Consider the following 23,569-nt stretch of genomic DNA (forward strand, 5'->3'; position numbering starts at 1 on the left):
GAATAAAAAATCTAATAACTAACTAATTTTACTAAAATCAAGTGAAATGAAAAGAAAAATTCTAATGCTAATGGTTTTATTAACGGGATTCTCTTCCTATTTGTTTGCTCAGCAAACGATTACGGGGAATGTCATTGATAAAACAGATAAGTCAACTTTAATAGGAGTGAGTGTATATGAAAAAGGTACAACAAACGGTACAGTAACTGATTTTGATGGAAATTACACAATAAGTGTTGCCGGATCAGAAAGTGTTCTAGTTTACTCATTTGTAGGCTATGAGACAATTAAAAAACTAGTAGGAACTCTATCTGCAATCGATGTAGCAATGGGTGTTGATGCCGAAAGTTTGGATGAAGTAGTAGTTGTAGGTTATGGTACTCAGAAAAAATCACATCTTACCGGAGCTATTTCAAAAGTTGTGAATGAAAAATTAGATCAAGTGGTTGTTTCAAGGGTAGATGATGCTTTAATTGGTCAAGTTTCTGGTGTAAACATTCAAGCAACTTCTGCTGAGGCTGGTGCTGCTCCAACAATTACAATTAGAGGTGTTGGATCAATAACGGCTGATTCAGGACCTGCAGTTGTAGTTGATGGTATGGTGGTCGATGCTAGTTATCTTGGAACCCTAGATATGAATGATATAGAGTCTTTTGAGATATTAAAAGATGCCGCATCTGCAGCTATTTATGGTAGTGAAGGGTCTAATGGAGTAATTCTGATTACTACAAAGACCGGAAAAGTAGGGAAAGTAAAATTATCGTATAACACTTATACAGGATATAAATCTGCTTTTGGAAGTGATGACTATAAGAAAAATCTAGGTGATTGGGCTGCCAAAGAGTTCGCTGCTACGGGTGAAATTTCAGAAGCTACCCAATATGCACAAAAAATAGCTGAAGTAACTGGTATTGACAGAGATTGGCAAGATGTTTTCTTTAACGGTGGAATAATCACCAGTCACTCTATAGCAGCAAGTGGAGGAACTGAAGATACTAAATATTCTACTTCATTAAGATATTTACATGACGAAGGTGTTGTTATTACAGATGACTACAAACTGTATTCTGCAAAAGTGAAAATAGATAGTAAAATAAGCGAAAAAATGAAATTTGGCTTGAGTGTGACACCTTCCTATTCAAAAAGAAGAGCTTTACCTACTTCTGTTCATAATCCATTAAGACAATCTCCTTGGTTGCCTATATATCATACAGAGGAAACATTACAATTTATAAATAGAGATGCTTATCCAAATGTGGGTGTAGGAGATTATTTCTATGAGAATCATTTAGTTGAATTGGATTTAAATGGTGATGGTAGTGATAGTAGACCGCGTACTACAGGTGATTCAAACCCTTATGCACAATATGTAGAAAGAGAACATTATGAGTATAACACCAAACTATTAGGTTCTACTTATTTGAGTTATAAAATTATGGATGGACTTACTGCTAAGACATCTTTAGGGGTAACTTTAGAGCAACGAAAAAGAACAAGATGGGATGGAACAAAACACCATGCATCTGGAAGTAGTAGAGCTGCATATTTATTAAATAATAGATATAAAACCAGGATGATTTCTGATAATACTTTATCATACAACACAAAAATTGGTGATCATGAGATTAGCGCTTTGGCAGGTATAACTATCCAAAAAAGAAAAGAAGAAACCAGTCAACTTGTAGGTACAGGATATTCTAACGATTTACTTAAAAATTTACAAGGAGCAACTACTGTTACTTCAGAAGGAGAATACAATATTGAAAAGAATAAAATAGGATATTTTGGTAGAGTCACATATGCTTATGCTAATAAGTACTTAGTAAATGCATCGTTTAGACGTGATGGTAGTTCTGTTTTTGGAGTACAATCTAAGTGGGGTAACTTTCCTGCGGCATCTTTAGGATGGAATGTGCATAATGAAGATTTCTTGAGTGGAAGCGATGTTCTAAGCAAATTAAAGATTAGAGTTAGTTATGGACTTACAGGTGCTGAAAACTTTAGTGTAGGAGACGACTTAGTTAACGCATATCCTTATTTAGCACAATTGGATAATACCAATGCAATTATTGACGGTGGTATTTCAACGGGTGTTTCTCCTAAAAATATTGCTAACCTATTATTACAATGGGAAGCTTCGGAGGAATTTAACCCAGGTATAGATTTTGGATTTTTAAATGGCAGATTTTCAGGTTCGTTAGATTATTATAAAAGAACCAGCGACAAGTTATTACTCAACAACCCTGTGTCTTATGTTACTGGTTTTAATAGTGGTATTGTAAATTTAGGGAAAGTAGAAAACAGTGGTTGGGAATTTGAATTAAGAACCAAAAATATTATAACCGAGAATTTTTCTTGGAAAACTACTTTTATAGCCTCTACTAATAAAAATGAATTGCTTGATTATGGTGATTCTGATGGTGCATTAACTGAAGATGGATTTGGTAGAAATTCACAATGGATAAATTCTGTAGGTAATCCTATCTCTTCTTTTTATGGTTATGTTGTAGATAAAGAATTCGCAGCTGAATATTGGGATTCTCCTTGGCTTCCAATTAATGGAATATCAGAAGATGTTATCGTTAAAGATTTGAATGGTGATGGTTTAATTACCGATGATGATAAAACTATTCTAGGAGATCCATACCCAGAAATTACTTGGAGTGTAACTAACGAATTCAAATATAAAAATATAGATTTTTCTTTTATGATTCAAGGTAGCCAAGGAGCTGAAGTGAAAAATATTGGAGATCAATACTTTTTCTCTGAGTGGAACGGACCTACTACCAGTGACCAGGCTGTTGTAGATGCAGGAATCATTTCTGATGCTTCTTTCCTTAAGGCTAGAGTTCTTACTGATGATGTTGTTATGAGTGCAGGTTATTTCTCATTGAGAAATGTAAACATTGGCTATACTTTATCAGATTATGTATTATCAAAATTAGGAATAGAATCATTAAGAATTTTTGCAACAGGTCAGAATTTACTATACATCACTTCGGATGATTATCATGGTTTTAACCCCGAGTTTGTTGATAGTAATAATACACCTCAGTCTTATGGTGCTCAAAGATCGGGTACACCATTATTTAGAACTGTATCAGTTGGTTTAAATGTTAATTTTTAATCAAAAAAACTAAATCATGAAATATACAAAATTTTTATTTTTTGCTATTACAGGAATCTTATTTGGTTCTTGTGATACAGAGGAGTTTTTGAATCCATTACCAGACTCTGCTATTGTTGCTGAAAGCTATTTTCAATCAGACGATGATGTTTTATCTGGAATTATTGGGATGTATGATGCCCTACAAGGGGTTAATGAAAATACTGAATCAAGTTCAGCAAGATACAATAGAGGAGTACAATTAGAGTATCTTTTGACTGAACACCGATCTGATAATACAAGAAGTAAAACACTTGAAGGTTCAAGAGCTGATTTTCAAAGATATATCGTGGAGGCTGATAATGTTCAGTCTGAAGATTATTACCAATCTATGTTTGAAATTATTTTTAGAGCAAATAATGTCTTGAAATATGTTGATAAGGCTGATGCTACAAACATTAATAAATATGCTGCCGAGGCTAAGTTTTTAAGAGGGTATGCATATTTTAACTTAGTAAGATTGTACGGGCCAGTACCATTGGTAACTACTGTAGTTGGCGCTGACGAAAAAGAATTGCTATTTACTAGAATAGAGGAATCAATAGTTTATGAGCAAATTGTATCAGATTTACAAGAAGGGGTTACTTATTTAGATAACACACATAAGTCTAGAGCTTCTAAAGCTGCGGCGCAAGGAATTTTAGCTAAAGTGTACTTAACACAACCAACACGTAACTATTCAGGTGCAAAACAATTGTGTGAGGACATTATGAACAGTGGTTTTGCTTTAGAATCTAATTTTAAGGATGTATTCTACAACGAGTTAAACGACGAAATTATTTTTGCTGTTCAGTACTTATCTGGAAACCCAGCAGAAAGTCAAGGTTTTTCATCTGAATTTACTTCTTACAAACGTCAAGGTAAACAGGATGGACTTAATATAGTTAATCCAAATCTTGCTGTAGATTTTATTGCTAATGGAGGAAATAGAACGGCTGTGTCTTATGCTGCTTTTGGTGATGATGCTGATCTTCCTATACCGGAGATAGCCGAAGTCATAAAGTTTTTACCAGATGGGTATGACATTTCTGATACAAACCTTCCTACTTATGGAGGAGCTCCTTCACTAGCGGGTAACGACTGGATTATTTTACGTTATTCTGATGTGTTATTAATGCATGCAGAGGCTATTATGGAAGGTGGAGATTATACTGCAGATAATGATGCTATAAATTCTTTTATGGAAGTTAGAGTTAGAGCAGGGTTTGATGCTATAGCAGATCGCCCTTCAGTTTTAACTAAAGATGATTTATTGCTTGAAAGAAGAGTAGAATTAGCTTTTGAAAATCATCGTTTCTTTGATTTAGTAAGGTTTGGTGTTGCACATGAAGTATTGGGTGCACATGCCGAAGCAATGGGCTATAGTAGTTATAATATTAGAAAATTATTATTACCAATTCCTTCAAGGGAAATTAATTTAAGTGATGGTATTTTAACTCAAAATCCTCAATAATATTTAAAACTTTAAAGATTATGAAAAATCGATTAAATATTTTCAAAAACACCATGAAGGTGGTGTTGTGCATATCGGTAATGTTTTTATCGGTAAGCTGTGAAGAAACTTTCGAGTTTGATTTGCCTGAGGCTGGTTCTTTAGAAGATACTAGTTTACCAGTAGCTGATTTTGCTTATATTCCAGATGCAGAGGATTTCAAAACCGTAGAATTCAATAATTTGTCAATGGAATCTATCAAATATCTTTGGGACTTTGGAGGTGGAGCTACATCAGAAGAAAAAGACCCTACCTATACTTTTGCAGCTGGAGAAGGAAGTTATCCAGTAACATTGACTGCTCTTGATGCAAATAATGCAGCAACTAGTGTAACACTAGATGTTGAGGTAGTTGATCAATTTGTAGCACTTCCAGTAAATGTTATAAATGGAGCTTTTGAAGATAGTAGAGATGGCTGGGAAATAGCAAGTTTTACAGATGGAACTACAACATCATTCGATGCTAGTGGTGATGGGTCTTGGACAAGCTATGATGGTGTAGAGGGTACTAGTAAAACAAGAGGTGCAAAATGGAAGGCTACTACCTCTATTAATGCAGACGGAACAAGAAATGCAGCTAGTAGATTTGCTTACCAACCAATTTTTGTATCACCTACATTAGTAGATCGTACAGTTAAATATTTCATAGAATATGAATATTCTATTGAAACTGCTGGAGGTAAAATAATAGTTGAAATTTTAGACGGCCACTTTACTGATGGAGCTGATGCTTTTGATAGTACTCCATTGGTACAGAGTATTGGAACAGATGCGAATGGTAAGTTAAGTGCTTCAGCGGGAATGGGAACAGTAGTTAGAAAAGAATTTACGACGAACTCTAGTGGTGCAGTTTCTATATGGATTTATGGACAAAATATTACCGCGGGTAATGCATATGTTGATAATGTTAAAGTTTATCCAGCAAACTAATTTTCAGAAAAAGAAAAAATAACAACAAATGATTATGGATTTATATAAAAAAGGAATATTTGCCTTGCTAATAATGGGTCTTATAGTATCATGTGATGATACTATATCGCCAGAGGACGAGAGTTCTGTAGGGACGGGTCTTACTGAAATTACATTTTCAAGTTTTGAGGCAACTACAGGTCCTGACGAGAATGGAGTAGAAGATGGTACCTATATGACTGTTAAGCCACTAGCTATCGGAGTTACTTCTTATGATGTAGACTTTGGAAACGGCGGTTCTCTTGTAACTATAGAGCCGGGAGGTTCGGCTTCTTACGATTATCCTAACGAAGTTGAAGAAGTTATATATACGATAACAGTGACTGCAAAATCTGATGAAGGTTTAGAGAGCATTACTAAAACGGAAGATGTAACAGTTATACATGAAGTTGCAGCTGTAACTTCAGCACCTGACTCCCCAACTGAAGGTCTTGAGGAAGTATTATATATTTATAGTAATGGTATTGAAAATGATGGTTCTTTTATATCATACAGATATAAAGCGGCAGGAGTTGATTTTACCAAAGGAGCTGCTCAACAGGGTGAAGTTACTATGGAATCAGGAAATAAAGTAATGCAATACTCACGACTAAGTGAACAGGTTGCAGCATCTATTCAATTAGATGAAATTATTGTTGCAGATGCTTTTGAATCAGGTATTGCTGCTACACACTTACGTTTAGATGTTCATTCTGATTTTGCTGTTGGTATTAATAAGTTGAAAGTAACTTTGGTTAATGGAGATACAGAGTATGTCTTTAATCAAGATTTAGTAGATGGTGAGTGGGTAAGTTTAGATTTAGATTTGGACACTGATTTTTCAGCACCGGTTGTTCAGTTTGATGAAATAAAATTTGAATTAGGTACTGAAGGTATGGCAAATGATGCTGCAACGCTAAATGTAGATAATGTTTATTTACATAAACCAATTACTTCCGTTATTCTAAATGGAGATTTTGATGCTAAAACAGATCATTGGAGGTTTACTACTTTTACAGATGGAACCACAACTCCATTTGGCTCAAGTTCTGATGGTTCTTGGACTAATTATGACGAATCAGATAACGGAAGTAAAACAGCAGGGGCAAAATGGTCCGCAAGTCAATCTGGAGGATCTCTTCAAAGTTCTGACTCGAGATACGCATACCAAGCGCTTAATTTATTGCCAAATACTGACTATGTTTTAGAGTATGAATATACTATCAAAAGTGATGAAGCTGATGATCCTATTGGAGGCAGAAGCATTGTTGGGCTCGTTCTAGATGATCACTACATTGATGGTGCAGATGCTGTTGCTAATATCAGTTCTAACTTAGGTAATCACGTTGGAACTATAGCTGAGGGTAAATTTTCTGATACAAGAGGAACATTAGTTCAGCTTCAATTTACTACTAATGATAGTGGTGAAGTTGCAGTAATGTTTTATGCAGTTACTCCAGTAGATGCTTGGATTGATAATGTTAAAGTCTATCAAGATTAGAACCATTTAAATAATTCAATTTAATGAAACGACCATGAGAATATTTTTCGTGCAAACGCGAATGATTATTATCATGGGAGTTTCATCTGTTACCAAAAACAATTATAAACAGATGAAAATCTTCCGAAGAAATATATTACTAATTGGTTTAATAGCATTTCTATCTGTTAACGCTACTTCTCAAAACGAGAAAAGTAGCGTTACAGAATCGGAAAGTAAAATTGAAAAACGAGATAAAAGAAAGAAAAAGAAAGTTAAGCTTCCTAATATAGATTTAAGCCATTGGAAAGTAACCTTACCTGTATCAAACGATGCAGGAAAACCAGTTGAAATTGAACCACCTGAAATTTTAGATTTTGCAAAAATGGAGGTAGCAAAACCTTATATGTATATCGATTCTACTAGAGGAGCTATTGTATTTCACGCAAAGCCAACGAATTCTAAAACAAAAAACACCAAGTATACCCGTTCCGAATTAAGAGAGCAAATAGTGCCAGGTGAAAATAATGTGAATTGGACCTTTAAACAAGGAGCTTATATGAAGGGGAAATTATCGATGGAGGCAACATCTAGAGATTCTGATGGTAAATACCATAGAACCATTATTATGCAAATTCACGGTAGGCTAACGAATGAACAACGTGATTTAATTGGTGCCGATGACAATAACGCGCCACCAATATTAAAAATTTATTGGGATAAAGGAAAGATACGGGTTAAAACAAAGGTGCTTAAAAATTTAAATGCTTCATATGAAGAGATGTTACATGAAGATGCCTGGGGAAATGACAAAGGATTTAATTTTGAACAAGAAGTTGGATTTAGAAAATTCACTTTGGAGGTTAAAGTTTCTGATGGGAAAATGGTTGTTGTTTTAAATAAAAATGAATATAAAGTTTATGAAAATGTTCACATGAAAAAATGGGGGATTTTTGAAAACTACTTTAAAGCTGGAAATTATTTTCAAACCAGAGATGAAGGAGCTTATTCATCTGTAAAATTTTATGAGTTAAGTGTCAGTCATTAATTTTTTTAAATGTTAAAGAGAAAAAGCTATTATATATTATTGTTTCTAATGATTCCTTTCGTGCTTATTGTAGAAAGCTGTCATAAAAATAATGATGAGCCTAATGTTGAAGATGATGTTCGGTATGAAGTACCAGAAATAGATTTAAGCAACTGGAAAGTAACACTTCCGATTGGAAACCCATCGGAAGTATTACCTCCAGAAATATTAGATTATGCAACTAATGAAACGCTAAAACCTTTTATGTATAATGATTCTATAGAAGGAGCATTAGTGTTTTATACTTATCCAGAAGCAACGACTACCAATACGGCTTACTCAAGAACTGAATTAAGAGAGTTAATGAACCCCGAAGATAAAGGGGAAACGAATTGGACATTTGCTCAGGGTGGATCTATGAAAGGAACTTTGGCCATGTCAGATATTTCTAAAGATGACGAAGGGGAATATCACAGAGCCATCATTATGCAAATTCATGGTAGGTTAACTGATGAGCAGAGAGATTTAATAGGAGAAAACGATAACAATGCACCTCCAATGCTAAAAATATATTGGACTGATGGATTTGTTAGAGTAAAAACAAAAGTTCTAAAAGATCTAAATGCTTCTTATGAAGACTTACTTGAAACAGATGCTTGGGGAGATGATGATGGACACACTTTTTCAGAATCTGTTGGTTTTGAACAATTCACTTTAGAAGTGATAGTTACCGATGGAAGAATGGAGGTTATTCTGAATGATAATGAGTCAGTTGTATATGATGATATTCACATTGAAAAATGGGGTGTATTCGAAAACTATTTTAAGGCAGGGAATTATTTAGTTACAAAAGATTCTGATGCTTTTTCAAAAGTTAAATACTTTGAATTAGAAGTGAATCATGATTAAATACAGGATTCTTTACTTCCAATTCCAATCCCACAAACAGAAATCAATGTGAGTAATGGTGAACTAACTAAAAAATAGAGAATATTAAATTAGTGGTGAATTAGTGTTAGTAAAAAAGTAATGAAGTTCGCAAGCCGACTTGCGGACTCCATACTAACACAATCCATCCATAGTTACAAATAAGTATTGTGTATCAAATTGCATTAAAGAATATGGCTAAATATCTTACTTTTATCTTTTTACTGATTACTTTAACCGTTTCAGCTCAAGATCTTATTATTCCACACGATCATGTCTTAGGAAATGCGGAATTAGTCAGTATGTTGAATGTTGAGTCGAATACTGAACTGAAAAAGATTCAGTCTACCTACCAAGCAGGCAAAGAAGATAAGGCATTAATTGCCTTAACTCAGTATTTTAAACATAAATTATCGGATCGTTATTTTTTCAGTTCTAATGATTTTCGTCAGCGTTTCGAGGAGTATAACAAGATGTATTCCGGCAGATTTGAATACCATGAAAAGAAAGCAAAGCAACATCTTGAATTGTATCCTGCATGGACCGAATGGAAAATACCTTTTACTAATTTAAAAGGGGAAGAGGTGAGTTCATATCCATACAGGCATTTAACAAGACAGCACAAGGCTGGAGATATTGCATTGCTTTTTTATTTTACAAACGACACTACTTATCTGCACTACATACCCAAACAGGCGGAATCATTAAATGAAGCTTTTAATCAAGGGAAAGTAGAGACTATTGCAGATGGAAATGGTGCTTATGAAGCTTACAGAGCCGGAAACAGAATGTACAACTGGCTGTTTGCTCATCAATGTTTATTGGCATCCGATCAATATACCTGGCAAGAGCAGCTTGTCATGATTAAGAATTTTTTGCACACAGGTGCTAAATTATACCATCACAATTCAGAGTATCGCGAAGGCAATCATCAAACCAGGGGCATGAGTGCTTTGGGAATGTTAGCGATTCTATTCAAAGAATTTAAAGGTGCAGATGAATGGTGGACCCGAGCTACCAATCGATTGGAAGAACATCTGGAAAAGGAAGTTTATGCCGATGGATTTCAATTTGAGAGATCTGTACATTATCACATTGATGATATCGATAATTACTTCTATCCATATCAGTTAGCAAAAATGAATGGCGTAAGCCTCAACCCAATATGGGATCAAAGATTAAAAGCAATGTTTCAGGTATTCGTAAAAATAGCATTGCCAACTAAAAATGCACCAGTCTTTCAGGATGATACGAATGATCCGTGGGCTGAGTACAATAAAATTGAAGATATTATGGCTTTAGGATCAGTACTAATTGCCAATAAAGAATTTAAATATTTTGCTGGAAAGAAACTTCCTTCAAAGTATTACTGGTTGTTGAGTAATGCTCAGCTTGAAGATTTCAAAAATAGAAAAGCATCTAAACCCAAGCTTAAGAGTACGGAGTTGCCCGAGACTGGTTACTATATCATGCGAAATGGCTGGGAGAAAGATGATTTGTATATGGCTATAAGTGCCGGAATAACAGAAGAAAAACCAGATCATCAGCATGGAGATATGTTGGGAGTACAAGCCTATGCATATGGCAATATGGTTTTGCCAAATTATCAGGTGAGATATTATTTAGAGGATTTAGAGGAGTTCAAGAACTCTTGGACAAAAAATGTAGGTCTGGTTGATTCTGTTCCTCATGGTAGAAAATGGACAGGCAATAAAGGTGGCAGTGGATTCGGAAAATGGGGACAGTTGCCAGTTCCAAAAGTGTTGAACTGGACAAAAGGCGATCAAGTTGATTTCTTTATTGGTACACATGATGGATATAAGGATATGGGTGTTGAGACTTTTCGTCAGGTTTTCTTTTTGAAAGATGGTTTTTGGTTGGTTCGTGATCATTTCATTTCCGATGGAACTCAACACAACTATCAGCAAGTTTGGCAAGGGCATTACGACACTGAAAATAAAGTGCATGTTCGATCTGTATTTCCAAATGGAGCAGGCTTAGATATCATTCAATTGGGAGATGTTCCGAATGTAATTACAAAAGGTTCTGCCCGAGGAAAAGGGCGTATAGTGTTCGAATCAGAAAAAATGAACAAAGCAACTTATTCAAGCTTGTTATTTCCCTTTAAAGGATTTGAGGAGCGAATTCAGAAGCAAGATCAATATGAAAACTTAAAACTGTGTGGCTGGCAAATCAGCAAATCAGATCAAATAAATAAAACAGAATATTTAGAGTCAGATGCATCTTTGGTTCTAGCAAAAGATAAGGTGATTCTGTTATTCGATGGATCAAAAATTCAATTCAAATCTGGTGATGTGATGACAACAAACAAGAAAAGTGATTTGCTCCTAAAATGGGAAAAAGGCAGCTGGAATGTTACCAATTGCGGTATCTTAGGAGTTCGGTTAACGGTATCAAGTCAGTATATAGACTTAGAACCTGGAAAATCAGTTCAAATAGATTTATAAGAAACAAGATATACTTCACAATCCTTTTATTATGCAAATGGTAAGTTTAAGTTCACAATTGGTGATGATGTTAAGCTTGTAGAAGAAGGAGATGGTGTTTACATTAAGCCGAATTTGCCTCATGGTGCTATTTGCCTGGAGGAAGGTATTCTGATTGATGTATTTAGTCCGGTTCGTGAAGATTTTTGGGAAGGTAGCGCTGTTTATTATTTTGTAATGCAAGCTAAAATTCTAATTATCAGATTGTCATACTTTCAGAACCAACACTAAAAAGTTGTCTTTATAACATGGCGGAATTTATAGGAGTAGATAGAAATCAACGAACGCTAATTGGTACTGATATTATTCTTGGAAACGTGGCGATTTTGCACATGAAGTATTCGATGAATTGATTAAATGGTCGATTATTAATAACCCTAAAACTTTTTAGTATGTAGACAATTGGAAGGCATCTTCGGTAATTCGGGGTGCCTTTCCTTTGTTATGGAGACAAGGTGTAAAAGAGATATGAGAGAGTTTTATGAGTGTGATTGCAATACTGGCATTTATTGTAGTGAAGAAAGTAAACTTAAGACCAGAGGAATGAAGCGGGAGATTTAATGGTAATAGAAAATCGTTTTCTATTGCTTGAAAATAGTAATGGCCATCTGCAGCAGATGGCCATTGTTTTTAAGATTCGATTTGTTGAGAATAGAGTATTAGGAGAATTCAAGCCAGGAACTTCCGTCTTGATATTCATTAACACTCGTAATTTTACTGTTGTTGTGGTAAGAATAGATCAGGTTACTTATGTCTTGATCAAGAGAAGATAAACAGTTTTCAATTAAGTCTTTTCTGAATCCTTTTTCATCGAGGTCAATTACTAATCCTGCCGATACAATTCTACCTATTGCTCTTCCCAGATCAACTAATTTACGTTGTGGTAAATCGGTGTTTAAAGAAAAATTGGTTTGCTTTTTAAAGAATTCAGATGCTTTACTTGTTAAATCGAAGTTTTTTAGAAATTGAAACAAGTTGAATTCCTTTTTCTTCTTCATTAGTTTTATTACCATTTCCGAAATTTGAGTGTAGAGCATTTCATTTGCTCCTTCAAAAATTTGAAACGGGCGACTATCTACAATTCCTCTACCGCCAATATGACTAAGGCGATAGCCTTTTGCACCAGATAGTTGAACCAGCGTCTGGGCAGATTCCTGCATTAAATCAGTCACAATGGTTTTTACACTGTTGGCCTCAATTCCATCTGCCGAAAGATCATTTTCGATACTGCTTTTTGTGCTGCTTCTTGCGCAAAATGCAGAACATATCGTAAAGGCACTCTGAATTTTAGCAATTTGAAATTGTACCTGATCGTAAGAGATTAGACTCTTGCCACCAACCATTCTGTTTTTACATTGATCCAAAGCTTCATCCATCATTCTTTTTATAAAACCGAGTCCCATACCTGGGAATTGCATTCTGCTGCGATGTAGAATATCAAGCATCATTTTAATACCGGTAGTTTCTGGTTCTAATTTGAACTGTTTTGGGATTTGTAAGTCCAGCTTGTTTTTGCCGTAAGGGATCATGTATAATCCAAGGTTGTCGTAGTACTCCTCAACAATAACTTGTTGGTTTTCTTGAGTTACATCGCAAATGAAAAAGCCGATATCTCTTCCCAGTTGTCCATCTTGCTTTTGCTGGCGCGATGTAATTAACCAATAGTCAGCCATACCGGTAAGTCCTTGCCAATGTTTTGTTCCTTTAATATGAAAACGATCATCAGTCTCAGTGTATGAGGTCTGCATATTTAAAGCACCACTTCCGTGTTCAGGTTCGGTTATCATTAAACCGCCCATATTCTGCTTGTTTAGGAATCGTTGGAAAATATCCTTTTTTACAATTTCATTTGCGTATTTAGCCACAGGTTCAAGAAAAAGACCAATATTAATGCCAAAGGTTAGTGATAAAGGAAGAGATTCGTAAGCTGCAGCGGATAGTATACCCAGACATTCTTTTACCTTAATACCTCGACCACCGTAATTTTCGGGAATTGCAACTGAAAGAGGATTCACTGACATAACTTCTCTCATCGCCAAAGGAGGTAAGCCTCGTTGTGAACTAAATTGATTAATGTCCTCTCGTTCGTGAAAAGCAGATTTTAGGCTCTTCTCAAAAGCCTGTAAGTATTCAGAAAAATTTGTACTCATGATTTTTTGTCTGGTTAATTTATTCTACTTCAAAAGGAAGTAGGTTATTAGGTTTAAAACCACAATTTACGTGTAGGTAATAGTGGTTGCTTATTTTAATTAGGATTTAGACGCAATAAAAATAAGCTAAATAAACGGATTTAAAAGACTCAAAGGTCTTTTATTTTTTTAGTTGAGAGAGATTAACCATCTGGAATGAAAGTGATTGATTATCATTTAGATAAATAGTGGTTTAAGCTTTTATAGGAATCTGAAGTAGTTATTGGTTTTTTGCATTCATTCTAGTGAGTCTGTTTACAGATGCTTTTAGGTTTCTATTGTTGATTAAAGAATGTAAGGATTAGGTATGTTGAAATCCTTATTATTTATTTGTCGCGACTTTTTTTAATTAGTCTGGATTATTTTGAAATATCTCCATGGGCTTTATTCTGTTGATTAATAGTATAATATAGTGAATTTAAAGAAAATATGTAGGAGTAAATTCATTAATAAATGTTAAAAAAAGAGAGGTTTTGGAATGGCATTCACCTAGTTGGTATCAATTGTCACGCGCGAGTAGATCTGCAATACGGGTAAATTTATTGATTCGTTTTTTGTGTAGAAATACAGACGGCTCAATATTTTCTAACTCTTAATATGCATTGGTTGATTGTGTTTATGTTTTAAAAGTGTCTTGTCCTGAAATAGCGTTACACAAAAAGTAATGTTATGGAGAAAGTTAAGGAAATACAGTACGTCAAGCGTAGTAAAAAAGACTACAGTATGTCTTTTAAACTTCAAGTTGTTCAGGAAGTTGAACGAGGAGAATTAAGTCAGTTAGCTGCTAAACGAAAATATAGGATTCAAGGTAGAAGTACTATTTTGGAGTGGCTCAGGTCGATTGTTCAGATCGCAAAGCCGTTCTTTTTGATATGATGATTGATATTGCAGAAAAGGAGTTTAATATTCCTATTCGAAAAAAGTACTCACCCGAACAATCGATCGCAGCCGCAAAGAAACAGTAGTTTCTGCCTGTAGTTTGTTCGGGGTAAGTCGACAGGTTTATTACAGAAGCCATAGATACTTACTTATAAGTCAAGAAAGAGCATCAAAACCATCACGATGGTTTTGAGCTTCGCAGTCATATGCCTCGTTGTGATCCTTATGCCAATGCGATAGCCGAAAGAATGAATGGGATATTAAAACAAGAATTTTTACTAGAACAATATCTGGTAAAACTACCGGTGATGAAAGAGTTAATTAAACACAGTGTGAGAAAATTTAATGTATTAAGACCGCATTGGTCTTGTTATATGAGAATGCCAGATAGGATGCATAAACAACGAGAAATAAAGATCAAAACCTATAAAAACAGCACATGTAAAATTTAAATTTGACAGGTGCTGAAAATACTTTATTTTAGTTTGATAATCTGTAACGCTTATCATTAGGACTAGTTAAAGGTATCTGTTACGACATGAAATATTACAATCAGATTGTAATAAATGTATCTAATCCTATTTTCGGGTTTCTCTTTATTGCATATCAAGAGCAATAAATGGTGTTTGTTTTCCTTTAATTTCAGTAAGACTCAATTGGTCGACCAATTGACTGTTTGCATTTTTCCATTGGTTTTTTGCAAATAATAACACTTTAAATAGTTTTTTTTTATAAAAACTTCAACGTTTGCAATGCTAGTAAATATAGGTAATGTAGCGGTTGTGATTCGGTATTATTGATTGCCTTTAAGTATTTGTGTTTTGTGTTTAAAAAAAAATATTGTAGCTTTGGTTTACCAGTTGTAGGTCGAGCAGATGCTTGCGTGTTAAAATCGTTATATGGGAATTTTAGAGAGTTTTAAAACTATAGAGGTAGAAAGTCCGGTTGATAAAATAATCCGTCAGATCAGAGATTTGATAATTGCAGGATATTTAAAAGCAGGAGATAAATTACCATCGGAAAGAAAGCTTTCGGAGAAATTTGGTATTGGTAGAACTCACATTAGAAATGCGATAAAAAAATTGGAGTTCTACGGTATATTAACAGCAAATCCACAAAGTGGTGTAATTGTTAATGGTGCCGATATGGTTGCTATGATTGGTTTGATCACAAATGTGATGAAGATTGAAAGTCCTGATTTCTTTTCCTTGGTGGAAACGAGATGCTTTATGGAGGTGTTTTCTGTTCAGCAAGCTGCAGTAAGAAGAACTGAAAATGACATCTTAAAACTTAGAGAAGCTCTTGCCAATTTCGAGGAGAAGGTGATGAATAATCTGCCTGCCGAACAGGAAGATTTCATATTTCATTTAAAAATTGTCGAAGCATGTCACAATTCTGTGATTAAAGCTCTAATGTTAATTGTTTTACCTGATATTCTTGAGATTTATCGTCGTGAAAAGGTTTGTGTTAAAGAGGAAGCTGAAAAATCATTAAACGAGCATCAAAATATCTTAGAAGCAATTGTAAATCAGGATTCAGATGTGGCAACAGATTATATGAATGAGCATCTTAAGGATGTTCTGGAATTCAGTAAAAGAAAATTAAATCTCTGAAATCACTTGGTTTAGGGAATGGATTTCCAATTATTAAACCAAGTGTGCGAATACAAAGTAGTATTCAAATTATCGTTAAGCACTTTTCTGTTGAACCGTGTTGCAATGGGCCCTGTGCATTGTTTAACTTTTTTTAAGTGTCGAATAAAAAATCTAATAACTAACTAATTTTACTAAATTAAAGTGAAATGAAAAGAAAAATCCTAATGCTAATGGTTTTGTTAACAGGATTCTCTTCCTATCTGTTTGCTCAGCAAACGATTTCGGGGAATGTTGTTGATAAAGTAGATAACTCTCCTTTAATAGGAGTGAGTGTATATGAAAAGGGAACGACAAATGGTACTGTTACTGATTTTGATGGAAATTACACATTAAGTGTTGCTGGAGAAGAAAGTATCATGGTTTTCTCATTTATAGGTTATGTTCCTGTTGAAAAGCCGGTGGGTTCATTAACTACTTTTGATGTGCTAATGGAGTCGGATACAGAAAGTCTTGATGAGGTTATTGTAGTCGGTTACGGAGCTCGTAGAAAAAGTGATGTAACAGGTTCTGTATCTTCGGTTAAGTCTAGTGAAATAAATGCATTTCCTGTGCTAGATGCAGCACAAGCGCTTCAAGGACGTGCAGCTGGTGTTGTTGTACAATCTAATAATGGTGGTGAGCCTGGAGCCCCTATCAGTATAAAAATTAGAGGAAATACGTCTATTAATGCAAGTAGTGCTCCACTTATTGTTGTCGATGGTTTTGTAGGTGCAACGATGCCACAGTCAAATGACATTCAATCTATGGAGATTTTGAAAGATGCATCAGCAACCGCGATATATGGTTCTAGAGGTTCAAACGGGGTTGTTTTAGTAACTACAAAAAAAGGTAAAAGTGGTAAGTTATCTGTTGAAGTTAACTCTAATTATTCTATTCAAAATACTGCAGATAAACTAGATTTATTAAATGCAGCTGAATTTGCAGCTTATCAACAGATATCAAATCCTAGCTATGTTCAAGGACCTGAAGATACAGATTGGCAAGACCTATTGTATAGACAAGGTAGTACTCAGAATCATCAATTTTCTTTTTCAGGAGGAAGTGATAAAATTAACTTTTATGCTTCAGCTAATTATTTTAAACAAGAAGGGGTTGTTATCAATTCAAATTATGAGAAACTAACTTTCTTGTCAAATATTGAGGCGCAAGTAACGGATAAATTGAAATTAGGTTTTAATCTTTATAGCAGTAGAGGAGATAAAGATGGAGTTTCTACACAATCAACTGGTGAAACAGCCAATGGTGGTGGAGATGATGTTATTTCATTGATGTTTAGATTTATGCCAGATTTAGGAATAAAAGATGAAAACGGTTTAAATACAACTAATACGATAGGTGATAATATTGATAATCCGTATGCCGTTGCTACTGAAGCTGTAAATAGAACTAAAACAGATATTAACAGAGCAAATTTATCTGCAAATTATGATATTATAGAAGGTCTTACTTTTAGAACTACGTTTGGTTATAGTACAACAAATCAAACTGTAGGGGTTTTTAGACCATCAACATTAATTGTTACAGCTGGAGGTGGTACAGGTGGAAAAGCAAGTATATCAAATCTTAAAAGATCAAACGTATTGAATGAGAATTACTTGACTTATAAAACTGAAATAGGGAAAGGTGATTTAACCTTATTGGCAGGTTATTCTTATCAAAAAACTACTTCAGAAAGATTTTCTGCAGGTGCTCAAGGCTTTATTGATGATAGTTTTTCTTACTATAATTTAGGGGGTAGTGAGGTTACTTCTATACCTACTTCATCTTTTACAGAACAAGAAATTCAATCTCAATTCGGTAGGGTTAATTATGATTATGATGATAAATATTTATTAACAGCTACAGTAAGAAGAGATGGGGCATCTAATTTTGCGAAAAATGAAAAATATGCCATTTTCCCTTCTGCTGCTATTGGTTGGAAAGTGTCGAATGAAGACTTTTTAAAAGATAATGATAAGATTTCAAATTTAAAGATAAGAGCTAGTTATGGTGTAACTGGTAACCAGGCAATTAGTCCTTATGAATCATTTTCAAGTTTAAGCCCTATTTTTAGTGGAATTAATGGACAGGTTGTAGGTGCTGTTGTGCCAGATCAAGCTGCTAATGATAATTTGAAATGGGAATCTTCCTACCAAACAAATATTGGTGTAGATTTAGGCTTACTCGATAATAAAATTTCACTTTCATTAGACTATTATAATATTGATACGAAAGATCTTCTTTTAGAGGATGCAAGTCAACCAGAATATCTTGGTTTCTCAACATTAGCAAGTATCAGAAATGTAGGGGAGATTAATAATAGAGGATTTGAAATTTCTTTAAATACAAGAAATATAAGTAAGGAAAATTTTACTTGGACTACAGATTTTAATTGGTCTACAAATAAAAACGAGGTTGTATCATTAATTAATGGTATAGATGTATTTCAGAATGCTGCGCCAGGATATTTTAGCGTTTCACGTACACATATTTTAAGAGAAGGTGAAGAAGTTGGTCTTTTTTGGGGCTATGATTATCAAGGTGTTTACCAAGGTGGTGATTTGCCAGAAGGTACAGCTACTTATGCGGGAGCCGTAGCAGGAGATCCATTGTTTACAGATATAGATGGTAGTGGCGATATTACTACTGATGATCAAAAAGTAATAGGAAACCCTAATCCAGATTGGAATATGGGTATTACAAATACTTTTACTTACAAAAACTTTGATTTAAATATCTTTTTTCAAGGTTCTTATGGTGGTGATGTTTTTAATCTTACAAATGTACAGTTGTATAATGGAGATTCGAATGGACTTAAAGATGTTTTAAATGCATGGACACCAACAAATACAGACACAGACGTACCTCGCGTTGTAGCTAGTAGGGGAAGAGAGATTTCTTCACGATTTGTGGAGGATGGTAGTTATATTAGATTGAAAAGTGTAGCCTTAGGCTATAGTTTACCTTCAGATATTACTAGAAAGTTAGGTCTGAATTTCGTTAGATTTTCTGTTAGTGCACAGAATCTATTAACTTTTACAAATTACTCTGGTTTAGATCCTGAAGTAAGTTATTTTGGTTCCGGTGGTGAAAGTAGCGGAGCAAGTAATACAACTCAAGGGTTTGATTTTGGAAATTATCCAACTGTTAAATCAATGACTTTTAGCCTTCAGGTAAAATTTTAAAAAAAACAGATAATGAAAAAATATAAATATTTATTATTATTATTGATAGGATTATCAATGTTTGGATGTTCAGATTTAGAGGAAGAGCCTGTAGGTTTATTAGCACCTGAAACTTTTTTTACATCCTTAGATAAAATACAAATTGCTGTAAATGGTGCTTATGGCCATATGCAACATAGATATTTTATGTCCAGAGCGATGTCAATGTCTCTTATGTTGGGCAGTGACATGGTAGATCTTAATCCTGCCGTTACACAGGCAGAAAGAATTCAGTTTAATGACGTAAGTCTTCTAGCTGATAATTCAAATATTGCTAATTATTGGCCAAAATGTTATCAAATTATTGGCGCTGCTAATCAAGCTATTGCAGGAGCAGAATTGGTAGATGCCGATGCTGCTGAAGAAAATGCAATTATTGCGCAAGCTTATTTTGCAAGAGCATTTACGTATTTTCATTTAGTAAGACAATTTGGAGCTATTCCTTATTTAACTGAACCGGTAACAGATGTACAAGCAGCAGCTATTATTAGCAAAACTTCAGCTGCTGATGTATATACAAATATTATTGCAGATTTAGAGTTCGCTAAAGAATGGTTGCCAAATACCCAAGTAGCGAGATCTATACCTGCTAAATCAGCGGCTAGTTCTTATTTAGCCTTGGTGTATTTAACCATGGGAGACTATCAAAACGCGTATGATGAGGCCAAAGAGGTTATTGATAATGAAGGGGTTTATGATTTAGGTTTAGAATCTGATTTTCAAGATTTATATGATTATTCTAAAACAGATGCTTCTAAAGAACCAATATTTGTAATAGATTTTATTGGAACTTCCGATGGAGATCAGGGGAGAGATTATTTAGCAGCATATACAGGTATTCGAAGCGATGAGCAGTATGGTTATTCTGGAGGTTGGTCTGTATTGGTCCCTTCTGTAGCTGTATATACTACTTGGAATGATCAAGATTATAGAAAAGCAGTTAGTCTTGATGCTACAGGCGTTTTTGGTGGTGAAGTACATCCTTATACCGAGTTTACAAATTTCTACGGTGCAAGTGTAAATAGTCCACATATTGCAAAATATACACGTAAAGCAGGACCAGCTTCTAATGGAAATGGTAGAAATACAAATAGTAATTATTTGATGATGCGTTATGCAGAAGTATTGCTAATTGCTGCAGAATCATTAAATGAAATTACTCCAGGAACTGCAGAGGCCGAAGGTTATGTGAATCGAGTTAGAGCTAGAGCAAGATCTGGAGCAGCAGGTAGTACGCCAAGTGCTGTCCCTGCCAACGTTTCTGGATTATCTCAAGACAATTTTAGAACTTTGGTTTTAGAAGATCGAAAATTGGAGTTGGCTTTTGAGTGTAAAAGATGGTACGACATTGCTAGAAGAAAAATGGGAAATGAAGTATTTAGTGCTTCTGGATTAGAAGGATTAAAAGCACAATTTAACCCGAATCAAAATTATTTATTTCCATTACCTGCAAATGAATTAGTAAGAAATTCGAACTTATTACCTCAAAATGCTGGGTATTAATCCAAAATAAAGAATGTTAGATTAGTAGTGTGCTAATTATACTGTGAACAGGAGTCCATGATTTGTTTTATGGACTCCCAACACAGCTACTAATTTGTTAAGAATATTTGTGACTTAAATTTCACCAAAGATACCAATACCTAAATTCCTTTTTTATTCTATAGTCATCATTTTCAGCTACACAAGTAAAGTGGTGGTTGCTAAATTGTCAAGTGAGGTATTTCTGAGGTGAGATGAATAGTTCTGAGTCAATACATCGATTTGAAATTTGGTAAATCGATACAAATAGATTTATAAGAAACAAAATATACTTTACTAGATCATGAGTAAATTAAAAACATACATTCTCTTCCTATTTTTTATAGTACTTGCTAATTGGGCTTATTCTCAAACTCATCCTAATTTAATTTTAACGAAAAAGGGAGTTGTAGAAATAAGAGAGCAGTTGAGTCAATTGCCTATGTTACAATCATCACTTCAGCAGGCAATCGACTTGGTGGATGGTGAAATGCTAAAAGGAATTGATGTTCCTGTGCCTAAGGATATGGCTGGCGGATATACTCATAATCGTCATAAGAAAAACTATGTGCTAATGCAAAAGGCTGGGGTTTTATTTCAAATTACCCAGGATGAAAAATATGCCGTTTATGTACGCGATATGTTGATGGAGTATGCTAAAATGTATCCAACATTGGGATTGCATCCCGCAAACAGGTCGTATGCGCCAGGGAAAATTTTCTGGCAAAATTTGAACGATGCCAATTGGTTGGTTTATACCAGTGAGGCTTACGATTGCGTGTACGACTGGTTGTCGGCAAAAGAAAGAAAAAAATTAGAGAAGGACCTTTTCCGTCCTTTCGCAGATCACTTGTCTGTTGATTCACCACAATTCTATAATCGTGTACACAATCACAGTACCTGGGGAAATGCAGCAGTCGGAATGATTGGTTTTGTAATGAATGATCAGGAATTGATTGACCGAGCTTTTTATGGTTTAAAATCAGATAATATTAAAGCAGATCAGAAGGATAACGATGGTGGCCTGATAAAAATGCCTGGACAAGGTCAGGCTGGTTTTTTTGCACAACTGGACAATTTGTTCTCACCTGACGGATATTATACCGAAGGACCTTACTATCAGAGATATGCCATGTATCCTTTTGTGATGTTTGCTGAAGCGATAGAAAATTATCGTCCGGAGGTAAAAATCTTTGAATATCGCGACAGCCTTTTGGTGAAAGCGGTTCAAACACTATTGAATTTGACAGATGTTAATGGCTTGTTTTTCCCGATTAACGATGCTCTAAAGGGAATGTCATACCTGTCAAGAGAACTGGTTTCTTCTGTCGATATTGTTTATCACTTTGGAGGTCAGGATGCAGGATTGCTATCGGTGGCTGAACAGCAAGGTCAGGTAATGCTAGATGATAGCGGTTTAGCGGTAGCTAAAGCAATTCAGGAAGGAAAACAAAAAGCATATCAAAAGAAATCGGCCAACTATAAAGATGGAGCAGCAGGTAATGAAGGAGCCTTAGGTATTCTTCGTGCCGGAAAGGGCGAGAATGAACTTTGCCTTGTCATGAAAAATACTTCTCAGGGAATGGGACACGGTCATTTCGATAAACTGTCTTTTTCACTTTACGATGATAAAGGGGAAGTTATTCCTGATTATGGTGCTGCCCGATATGTAAATATTGAACAAAAATTCGGTGGAGGATATCTACATGAAAATACAACTTGGGCGAAACAAACTGTGGCTCACAATACGGTTGTTGTGAATGAAATTTCTCATTTTGGTGGAAAAACAGATACAGGAAATAAATTTCATTCAGAACCTTACTTTTTTGATGCCGACCAGGAGAATATCCAGATCATTTCGGCCAAAGAAAACAATGCATATCCAGGTGTGAAAATGCACCGAACTTTAGCTTTGATTTCGGATACTAGATTCGAAAAGCCAATATTATTAGACGTATTCTGTGTGAATTCAGATACAGCACAACAATACGAATTGCCTTACCATTTTACAGGGCAACTACTTTCTACCAACTATGAATATCAGTGTCCCGAAGTGCTTACAAAAATGGGGGAATCTTACGGATATCAGCATCTGAGACTGGAAGCAGAAGGCCAGGTAAAGGGAGGTAATGCAAAAGTAAGCTGGCTTGCAAATAATCGGTTCTATTCATTAACAAGCTATGTGAGTCCTGAGGATAAACTGTTATTGGTACGTCTAGGAGCTAATGATCCTAATTTTAATCTTCGACAAGAACCCGCTTTTATCATTCGAAAAAATCAACAAAAAGATGCAGTGTTTGTATCGGTAGTTGAAGTTCATGGAAAGTACGATAGAGTAACAGAGTTTGCAGACAATGCTTTTAGTAGTATTTCAAAAGTAGATCTTTTAGTGAATACCGATGAGTATACTGCAGTCGCTTTTCAAGATAAAAAAGAGAATAAGTGGGTGTTGATTCTTGCGAATCAAGAGGCTTGCAAAGACAGTAAGCATCAGCTAAATGTAAATGGAACTGATTACATGTGGAGCGGTGCGTATCATTTTATACAATCCAAATAATTACGAAACTGACAAGAAA

At 34.8% G+C, this 23,569-nt stretch carries 13 protein-coding genes; 12 read left to right on the plus strand and 1 reads right to left on the minus strand.

What is annotated here, in order from left to right:
* Nucleotides 1-46 precede the first annotated feature (46 nt).
* The 7 genes from ALGA_RS16830 to ALGA_RS16860 all read left to right on the plus strand — a co-directional run bounded on the left by ALGA_RS16830 (nt 47) and on the right by ALGA_RS16860 (nt 11,507).
* Nucleotides 47-3,127, plus strand: a complete 3,081-nt coding sequence (locus ALGA_RS16830; RefSeq protein ID WP_096431147.1) for a SusC/RagA family TonB-linked outer membrane protein — start codon at nt 47-49, stop codon at nt 3,125-3,127.
* Nucleotides 3,128-3,143: 16 nt separating this feature from the next.
* The gene (locus tag ALGA_RS16835; protein WP_096431149.1) at nt 3,144-4,619 is read left to right on the plus strand and encodes a RagB/SusD family nutrient uptake outer membrane protein; all 1,476 of its coding nucleotides are present in this window, start codon (nt 3,144-3,146) and stop codon (nt 4,617-4,619) included.
* A gap of 20 nt (nt 4,620-4,639) precedes the next feature.
* Nucleotides 4,640-5,587 (plus strand): PKD domain-containing protein, encoded by a 948-nt coding sequence (locus tag ALGA_RS16840; RefSeq protein WP_096431151.1) that lies wholly within the window; start codon nt 4,640-4,642, stop codon nt 5,585-5,587.
* Between the two features lie 73 nt (nt 5,588-5,660).
* On the plus strand, nt 5,661-7,106 hold the full coding sequence (locus ALGA_RS16845; protein WP_145957659.1) for a hypothetical protein: 1,446 nt from the start codon (nt 5,661-5,663) through the stop codon (nt 7,104-7,106).
* Between the two features lie 34 nt (nt 7,107-7,140).
* A complete protein-coding gene (locus ALGA_RS16850; protein WP_197705597.1) occupies nt 7,141-8,133 on the plus strand; it encodes a polysaccharide lyase family 7 protein in 993 nt (330 codons plus the stop codon).
* Between the two features lie 9 nt (nt 8,134-8,142).
* A complete protein-coding gene (locus ALGA_RS16855; RefSeq protein WP_096431155.1) occupies nt 8,143-9,021 on the plus strand; it encodes a polysaccharide lyase family 7 protein in 879 nt (292 codons plus the stop codon).
* A gap of 212 nt (nt 9,022-9,233) precedes the next feature.
* Nucleotides 9,234-11,507, plus strand: a complete 2,274-nt coding sequence (locus tag ALGA_RS16860) for a heparinase II/III family protein (protein WP_096431157.1) — start codon at nt 9,234-9,236, stop codon at nt 11,505-11,507.
* Nucleotides 11,508-12,205: 698 nt separating this feature from the next.
* On the opposite strand, the gene ALGA_RS16865 is transcribed toward ALGA_RS16860, so the two are convergent.
* On the minus strand, nt 12,206-13,696 hold the full coding sequence (locus ALGA_RS16865; RefSeq protein WP_096431159.1) for an acyl-CoA dehydrogenase family protein: 1,491 nt from the start codon (nt 13,694-13,696) through the stop codon (nt 12,206-12,208).
* Between the two features lie 1,124 nt (nt 13,697-14,820).
* Here ALGA_RS16865 and ALGA_RS23665 point away from each other — a divergent pair.
* The 5 genes from ALGA_RS23665 to ALGA_RS16890 all read left to right on the plus strand — a co-directional run bounded on the left by ALGA_RS23665 (nt 14,821) and on the right by ALGA_RS16890 (nt 23,550).
* Nucleotides 14,821-15,066 carry an integrase core domain-containing protein gene (locus ALGA_RS23665; RefSeq protein WP_197705598.1) on the plus strand — a complete coding sequence of 82 codons (246 nt, stop codon included), beginning with the start codon at nt 14,821-14,823 and terminating at the stop codon, nt 15,064-15,066.
* A 447-nt stretch (nt 15,067-15,513) separates the two neighbouring features.
* Entirely contained in the window at nt 15,514-16,227 is a 714-nt protein-coding gene (locus ALGA_RS16875) for a FadR/GntR family transcriptional regulator (RefSeq protein ID WP_096431161.1), read from the plus strand.
* A gap of 188 nt (nt 16,228-16,415) precedes the next feature.
* On the plus strand, nt 16,416-19,433 hold the full coding sequence (locus tag ALGA_RS16880) for a SusC/RagA family TonB-linked outer membrane protein (protein ID WP_096431163.1): 3,018 nt from the start codon (nt 16,416-16,418) through the stop codon (nt 19,431-19,433).
* Between the two features lie 12 nt (nt 19,434-19,445).
* Complete coding sequence (locus ALGA_RS16885; protein ID WP_096431165.1) at nt 19,446-20,975, plus strand: RagB/SusD family nutrient uptake outer membrane protein; 1,530 nt, start codon at nt 19,446-19,448, stop codon at nt 20,973-20,975.
* Between the two features lie 322 nt (nt 20,976-21,297).
* The gene (locus tag ALGA_RS16890; RefSeq protein ID WP_096431167.1) at nt 21,298-23,550 is read left to right on the plus strand and encodes an alginate lyase family protein; all 2,253 of its coding nucleotides are present in this window, start codon (nt 21,298-21,300) and stop codon (nt 23,548-23,550) included.
* Nucleotides 23,551-23,569 lie beyond the last annotated feature (19 nt).

The organism is Labilibaculum antarcticum (genome assembly GCF_002356295.1).
GTDB classification, from domain to species: Bacteria; Bacteroidota; Bacteroidia; order Bacteroidales; family Marinifilaceae; genus Labilibaculum; species Labilibaculum antarcticum.

Coding starts and splice junctions, on each gene's coding strand:
- ALGA_RS16850 (WP_197705597.1), top strand. CDS start 7,141: ATGAGAATATTTTTCGTGCAAACGCGAATGATTATTATCATGGGAGTT.
- ALGA_RS16860 (WP_096431157.1), top strand. CDS start 9,234: ATGGCTAAATATCTTACTTTTATCTTTTTACTGATTACTTTAACCGTT.
- ALGA_RS16890 (WP_096431167.1), top strand. CDS start 21,298: ATGAGTAAATTAAAAACATACATTCTCTTCCTATTTTTTATAGTACTT.
- ALGA_RS16835 (WP_096431149.1), top strand. CDS start 3,144: ATGAAATATACAAAATTTTTATTTTTTGCTATTACAGGAATCTTATTT.
- ALGA_RS16840 (WP_096431151.1), top strand. CDS start 4,640: ATGAAAAATCGATTAAATATTTTCAAAAACACCATGAAGGTGGTGTTG.
- ALGA_RS16855 (WP_096431155.1), top strand. CDS start 8,143: ATGTTAAAGAGAAAAAGCTATTATATATTATTGTTTCTAATGATTCCT.
- ALGA_RS16845 (WP_145957659.1), top strand. CDS start 5,661: ATGGGTCTTATAGTATCATGTGATGATACTATATCGCCAGAGGACGAG.
- ALGA_RS23665 (WP_197705598.1), top strand. CDS start 14,821: ATGCCTCGTTGTGATCCTTATGCCAATGCGATAGCCGAAAGAATGAAT.
- ALGA_RS16880 (WP_096431163.1), top strand. CDS start 16,416: ATGAAAAGAAAAATCCTAATGCTAATGGTTTTGTTAACAGGATTCTCT.
- ALGA_RS16885 (WP_096431165.1), top strand. CDS start 19,446: ATGAAAAAATATAAATATTTATTATTATTATTGATAGGATTATCAATG.
- ALGA_RS16830 (WP_096431147.1), top strand. CDS start 47: ATGAAAAGAAAAATTCTAATGCTAATGGTTTTATTAACGGGATTCTCT.
- ALGA_RS16865 (WP_096431159.1), bottom strand. CDS start 13,696: ATGAGTACAAATTTTTCTGAATACTTACAGGCTTTTGAGAAGAGCCTA.
- ALGA_RS16875 (WP_096431161.1), top strand. CDS start 15,514: ATGGGAATTTTAGAGAGTTTTAAAACTATAGAGGTAGAAAGTCCGGTT.